The following is a 5058-nucleotide window of genomic DNA, read 5'->3' on the forward strand; positions in this document are numbered from 1 at the left end:
TCCCATCCCGAACTCGGAAGTGAAACGCCCCTGCGCCAATGGTACTTCGTCTTAAGACGCGGGAGAGTAGGGCGCCGCCGGGCATGAATAATCCACACTGACAATCTCTCAAAATGAAACAGAACAACATACCAACTCAAAAGCCCCCGATGCATAACGCATGGGGGCTTTTTGCGTTCTGGGATTAAGCCAGCCTGAATGAGAGGGCTGAAGAGAGCGTCTCCAGCAAGAAGACTAAAGCCTTCCAAGAACCAGAGCACTTCCTTAGCCCTGAATATACACCCAACAGTTGGCCTTAGTGAAACTCAAACAGCGACTTCAAGGGATTGAATGGCAGTACCTCGCAGTGCTGTTATGAGATGAGCACTACCCTCCGTGTATACCAGAAGGAAGGGAACGAGACTGTGGGAGGAACGCCTGAAACGTCAATCACGACTGCAACAGCGAATAAGTAGTGGCGCGCACAGCTGTTGCTATAGATAGTGTTTTTGGACTGGATCGCAGTCGGAAGTGCGTTGCGTTCTTATGTGCGTTTGTTAGCGTTATTTGCACTGAGATTGCGCTGCTAAGTCGGTGAGATGGTGAAAGTGAGCATACCTTGACCTAAAGGGCTTTGTACTGGTCGCGAAGAAAATATGCATAGGAGTCACACAGGCTTTAATTGCTGTAAGGGGTGAGAGAAAAGATATCCCCTCGTGTCCCAATGAGCCTCAAAGATCTCTTTGAAATGAACAGGGGGATAGAGGGGGAGTAACTTGTTTTACTGAAACAATAGTGGTGCTGGTGGTTCTTCTGGTGTGGTTGTGTCGTTGGCGGTGTTGGTTAGGACCAGGACGGAGACGGTTGTGCCGACGCGGAGGAGGATGTCTTTGGGGATGCCTGTGAGTTTTACGCGGACTGGGATGCGTTGCGCGAGGCGGATCCATTCGAAGGTGGGGTTGATGTTGGGCAGGAGATCGGAGCCGGTGCTACCATCTGATTGGGAGATGCCCCAGCCGATGCTTTCGACTTCGCCATGGACCACCTGATCAGGGTAAGCCATGAGGGTCATGACGACTTTGTCGCCGATGTTGATCCTGCGGATTTTTGTTTCTGGAAAGTATGCGTCGATCCAGAAGCTGGAAATGTCTACGAGCGCAAGGGCTGGCTGGTTTTCGACAGTTTGGCTACCCAAACGAAGATTAAGATTGGTGACGTACCCAGAGACTGGTGCGGATACCTGTGAGAACCCAAGGTCCAGTTCCGACATGCGCAATGCTGCTGTTGCAGAGCGTAACTGAGCGTTCTCGTCTCCTTTCGCTCCAAGTGTTGCCACGACCTGAGCCAGAGTTGCTTTTGCTTCAACAAGCGCAGCTTCAGCCTGAGCAAGACCAGATTGTGCTTGCTCAGCCTCCGCCAGAGCAACAATGTAGCTCTTGTCGATCTGATCATAGGTACGCTGTGTGACGAAGCCATCTTTCAGAAGCTTTGCGTTTCTCTCCAGGTTTCCCTTAATGTTTTTTAGGGTGGCTATGGATGAGCGCACTTCCGAGTTTGCTTGTTCAATGTTTGAGCGGTATTGAGCGACGCTTGCCTCAGCCGCATCTCGTTCTTTTGCAAGCGCGTTGAGCTGATCGATCGTTTGATCAAGATCTGCTTTCTTCTCTGCGTAGGTTGCTTCAAATGTTCTTGGGTCGATGCGGAAGAGCAGTTGCCCTGCTTGTACGCTTTGATTGTCTTTGATTGGAAGATCTACGATCGGCCCGGAGACACGGGTTGCGATTTGGATGACGTTTGCTCTGACCTGACCATCGCGTGTCCATGGGTTTTGCAAATATGCATAGTATTTATAGGCGAAGGCGAGAACTGCTACGCCAACAATGGTACCCGTGATTACTGCTTTATGTATGGGTTTCAATGCTTTCATATCGGAATAACCCAACTTCCAATGACTGCGGTATAGATGACTGCCAAAGCTATGAAGACGCCAGGCGGGTAGAGGAGAAATCTCGATAGCCGGTATCTGTTGAGCAAACGTGATGTGATCCAACTGAGAAGCAGGCCCAGGAAAGATGCAATCAGAAAGGGCGGGAAGTAAACAGAACCAAGAGCCCATTCACCAGGATATCCATTCATTGACGCATACTCCTTTAGAACCGAGCTTCCTTTAGATAAGGCCAATCGACTTTTTGAGATTGCTCTTCATAGTCTTCTAATGCCTGATAAACACTGCGAATACCTCCAAGAATGCGATAGACATTTAATTGTTCTCCTAACTCTCCTCCGTCTTTACTTCGTTCTTGCACGGCCCTGGAGATCGTATCTTCTATTTCCGGAAGTTTGATTTCGCGTTCTTTTGCAGCAGCTTCTAATGTTTTACCTGAGGGCTCTTCAACCAGCTTAGCAAAGTCGGTCGTCAGCTGGGTGCTCCAACCATGAATGTCGTATTTTAGCGCTTTATAGAGCTGGCTGTTTTCTGCTGTTTTGAATTCATCCATCAGAACTGAGAGGCGAATGGAAAGTGCCTCAAGCACAACGACAATCTTGATCAGTTCACTTTTCTCAATTTTTGAAGAGATCTCCGGTATCCAACCTCGCATGATATGAGGGATGCTTTCGGTCTCGTTGATGTAATGCCGTCTGAGATAGCGTTGCCAAAAGGAATCCTTTGTCTTGTGTTTATTTTTCTGATCCGACAAAAGATAGCTCGCGCCATTAAAGAAGCGGCGTAGCAAGTTGAGATATTGAATCTCTGGGCGAAGTTTGAATGTGAACGTGGAAACGCAAGTAAAAATTGCCACAACTATCAAGAAAACGAGCAGCTGATCGACAGCATAATTAAAGCTGTATGTCTGGTTATTACTTATACCTGTCGTCATTACGAAATTTGCCAGACCAAACATTCTTCCCAATGTTGCCTCAGGTGAATGAAAGAAATAGGAGATGGAAAATACAGAGATAAAAATGACGGTGCCAAGGGACCAGAAACTATGCAAATGCGGCATTATCAAAAGGTAGATGCAGGCCGCGAATATGTTTGATGAGACGCCGATCTTCAATAACCTAAGAGGCCTGATATAGGGGTTCGTTGACAAGGAAGTGCTATAAACACCTGCCAAGACTAAAAGCACTGGGCCGCTCGGAAGGTTTGGGGAGTAAATATAGGCGATATAAGCAACCCAAAGGCATAGAAAGGCCCGAAAAGCCCCCTTCAACGCTCCTATATTTATGATGTGCTTTTTGGGCGTAGGCGTGACTTTAAAGGTGGTGTCAGCACGTTGCCGCAAGCCAAATATGACGGCGTTTATCTCATAGAGCTGATATGTAATATGTTCGAGGTTTATGAGTTGATTAACGTAGAGGGACAGGGCTGCTTTTTCCAGTTGTCTCAGACCAGCAGTATTGGTCTTGTTGATGTGAAACTCCCGTTGTGGGCTGGTATAGTTCACATGCTCACCAGAAGACATCTGGGTGATATCCGTTAAACGTTGCTCGATCTCTTCCGTATACTGGCCATGCCAAGGCAGGTGTTTCTCAAGCTCAAGTGTTTGAACGTCACTTATGTTTTGCCGGCACGCTTCTATTGCCCATTCGTAATCAACCCACAGTTTTGCGGCATCTTTCCATAAATCGTGGACCTCCCAGATTTCATAGTTTTCGAGTTGGGCAATATTGGAAAGTTCCTCAAACCTGGCCTGTAGTGCTGAGAAGTCGCCTTGTTGCTTCAGGTATTGTTGGGGAGCACGTGAGAACCCGTTGTCCAATGTTTCTTGAAAAATCCCAAGGGCAGCGTGGCTCAGGTGGCTGGCTGTGCTGCAAAGCGCTTTTGCTGATGTCTTAGGCCAAAGGACTGCCGAGACCACACTGTAGGTGATCACGCCTAAAGCGGTCTCCTCGATCCTGAGCATTGCCGTATAAAACGCAGGCTCATTGCTTGAGGCGGAATCAACAGCCACAATGATTGTTACGAAAGCTGCCACGTTCCAAAAGTAGGCGTTTCGTGTTGTGCTTTTCATATAAGTGCAAACTAAAACAAAGCTGGATAAGACAACCATAAACATCCAGCGTTGTTGCGGATATAGGGAGAGGATCAGGAGTGCTGCGACTGCTGCAAGGAGTGTCCCGCCAATGCGCTGCGCGCCTTTGTTGAAGGATTGTCCTGATGTTTCCAGCGAGATAAATGCAACGGCCAACCCAGCCCAATACGGGCGGTCCCAATCCATGTAGAGTGCAATGGCGTAGGCGATCACCATTGCTAACCCAACCTTAATTGAATCCTTTGCTCTGTCGCTGAGAAACATATCCTCACTCGCTTAATCTTCCAGTCATGCCTGAAAAGCACTTCAGCCAAGATAGGTTGAAGACGTGTGAGATAGGTTTTGGTTTTTCTTTCAATTCGTCGCGTTGTTTTATCAAGACACGGAACGGTGATCTGAACCCGATTTCGAAGATGTTTGCTTTTGGTGATTACGTTTCTTGTCAGAGCAGGTTTGGAAGGTGGAGGTCTATGATGGCGCTTATTGATCATAATGTGCAGGAGCTGGAAGAGTGGCGGGGTGGGGTGATGACGCGGATGCGGACCTCTGCTGTAAATGGTGCTCATCAGCTTTGCATTTTTGAACAGTGGTGTGAGCCCGGAAGTGGGACTCCGTTGCATCTGCATGCGGTGGAGGAGCTGTTGGAGGTGATTGACGGGACTGCGGAGATCACTTGCGGAGACGAACGGTATGTTGCGACAGTCAATCAGAGTGTCCTGATCCCTGCCGGGCGTTTGCATGGATTTTGTAATGTGGGTGAGGGAGCGTTGCATGTGCGGGCGGCACTGGCTGCTCCAATTTTTGAGGCCAGTTATGAGAATAGCACGGAGGTGTCTCGCCGTTGGGTGCCAGGTGGGTCGTGGTGACGTGGTTTTAGAGGCTGGTTCAGCTTTCTGGAGGCAAGTTCAATAGATTTAGAGCTTGTCGCGTTTAATCGGTCATGTATCCAGCTGTTTTGAAGAAGTTGTTGCACTCTTGCTTTGTGAAGAGGTCGCAGACTTGGCCTACGGCCTGCCACAGTGCTTGATAACTTCTTGCTGCG

General features: G+C 48.5%; 4 protein-coding genes and 1 rRNA gene. 2 read left to right on the forward strand and 3 right to left on the reverse strand.

Translation table 11 applies throughout. The features are described from left to right. A 5S ribosomal RNA gene (gene rrf, locus PsAD37_RS13710) occupies nt 1-83 on the forward strand; the annotation flags it as partial. A gap of 677 nt (nt 84-760) precedes the next feature. Here rrf and PsAD37_RS13715 read toward each other — a convergent pair. From PsAD37_RS13715 to PsAD37_RS13720, 3 genes are read right to left on the reverse strand one after another with little or no spacing between them, the layout of a single operon-like run. Then, nucleotides 761-1906, reverse strand: a complete 1146-nt coding sequence (locus tag PsAD37_RS13715; protein WP_063296622.1) for an HlyD family secretion protein — start codon at nt 1904-1906, stop codon at nt 761-763. Next, nucleotides 1903-2115, reverse strand: a complete 213-nt coding sequence (locus tag PsAD37_RS27560) for a DUF1656 domain-containing protein (RefSeq protein WP_084407789.1) — start codon at nt 2113-2115, stop codon at nt 1903-1905. Before PsAD37_RS27560 ends, PsAD37_RS13715 begins: the two co-directional genes overlap by 4 nt. A gap of 14 nt (nt 2116-2129) precedes the next feature. Beyond that, complete coding sequence (locus tag PsAD37_RS13720) at nt 2130-4280, reverse strand: FUSC family protein (RefSeq protein ID WP_063296623.1); 2151 nt, start codon at nt 4278-4280, stop codon at nt 2130-2132. 209 nt (nt 4281-4489) lie between these two features. Here PsAD37_RS13720 and PsAD37_RS13725 point away from each other — a divergent pair, with 209 nt between their 5' ends. Beyond that, on the forward strand, nt 4490-4882 hold the full coding sequence (locus PsAD37_RS13725; RefSeq protein ID WP_063296624.1) for a cupin domain-containing protein: 393 nt from the start codon (nt 4490-4492) through the stop codon (nt 4880-4882). The last annotated feature ends 176 nt before the right edge of the window (nt 4883-5058 follow it).

It is taken from the genome of Pseudovibrio sp. Ad37 (assembly GCF_001623075.1).
Taxonomy (GTDB): Bacteria; Pseudomonadota; Alphaproteobacteria; order Rhizobiales; family Stappiaceae; genus Pseudovibrio.